General features: G+C 69.1%; 1 protein-coding gene and 1 pseudogene. Both read left to right on the forward strand.

What is annotated here, in order from left to right; genetic code table 11:
• Positions 1 to 1,187 (forward strand): annotated as a pseudogene (locus tag WA965_RS23535) (MobF family relaxase); the annotation flags it as partial.
• Between the two features lie 60 nt (positions 1,188 to 1,247).
• On the forward strand, positions 1,248 to 1,521 hold a 274-nt coding region (locus WA965_RS23540), incomplete at its 3' end, for a type II toxin-antitoxin system RelE/ParE family toxin (protein WP_526448128.1).

Genomic DNA, 1,521 nt, shown 5'->3' on the forward strand with positions numbered 1-1,521 from the left:
ACCCGCAATGGGGCGACTACCTGCGCCGCCGCGGACAACTCGTCAGCGACCTGGCCGACCAGATCCGCGAACAAGCCCGCGCGTGGACCCCCGATACCGCGCCGAGCTGGGCACAGCCCCTGGTCACGGCCAACCCTGCTCTGGCCGCAGAAATCGCCGTGTTCCGAGCCGCCACCGGCGTCGACGGCGCCGACACCCGCCTCACCGGCCCAGCCCAATACCCGGTGGCCACCCGCGCAATCCAAGACCTGCTGCAACGCCACGGCACCGACGCCATCGAGCGCAACAGCGCCGACCCTACCCGCTTCAACGACCTCCTCGACCAGATCGACCCACGCATCCGCGCCGACGCCTACTGGCCCACCCTGGCCGCCCACCTCACAAATGCCGCGCGCGGCAACGACATTAGCGATGCGATCACCGCGGCGGCCCAGCGAGGACCGTTGCCCGATGAGATGCCCGCCGCGGCGTTGTGGTGGCGGCTGGCCGACGCGTTGTCCCACACTGCGGCCATACCCGATCGGACCGTCGTCGACCACGCCACCGCCCAGGGCGACGGCCTGCACGCAAGCATTGCCGCTGAGCGTGCGCTCGTCGAGGTTCTGGCCGCCTCCTGGCGCAACGCTGACCCGCTCCCCCTGGCGCGGCCACGCACCGACCCCGCCGCGGTCGCGCTGTCGGTGCCCTACGTCGTGGCCACCGTGGCGGCCGAGCGCTACACCCCCGAACTCGCCGAAGCGATCCACACAGCGGCCACCGACGCCAACCGCCACCACGTCCGCGTCACCGCGACACCACAGCCCGACCGGCTCAGCCTCAACCACCTCGCCGAGCAGATCACCATCCACGAACCCACCCGGTGCGGACCGGTCATCGTCGTCGAGGACGCCGCGGCCGCCGACCCCGACACCCTGGCAGCGGTGGCCACCGCCCTGGTCCCCGCGCACGGCCGCCTCCTACTCGTTGACAACGGACAGCTCGGCAGCGCCCGACGACTCCTCGACGGACTCACCCTCCCCTGGGCTGAAAACACCCGCCCCGCAGCGGGCATCGACAATCCCAGACTCGCCGCCGCCGCCGACGAACACCGCGCCATCGCCGCCCGCAGCTGGCGAACCCTCACCACCGGACCCACGCGCGATTGGGGCAGAGACCGCGACCGCGGACACGGCCTCGACATCGACTGACCGGCACCGCACCCGATATAGATCGTTGACGATATATATCGGACTCGATATAGTGGGGGTGTGGGTGATGAGTGGCGGATCATGCTCAGCGACGAAGTGGAGCGCTGGTATGTCGGTCTGTCTGAAAGTGAACTCGCCCAGGCCGATCAGGCCCTCGACCGGCTCGCCGCCGAGGGCATCACCCTGGGCATGCCTCACAACCGCTATCTCTCAGAAAAACTGTGGGAGTTGCGGTTTCGCTGCGGACAGGTCAACCAACGCATAACCTACACCGCCGACCCCGACCGCCAGCTGGTCACCTTGACCACCTTCCGCAAACAACGCCAAAACGAAC

The sequence above is a fragment of the Mycobacterium sp. genome, from assembly GCF_049683935.1.
Classification (GTDB): domain Bacteria; phylum Actinomycetota; class Actinomycetes; order Mycobacteriales; family Mycobacteriaceae; genus Mycobacterium.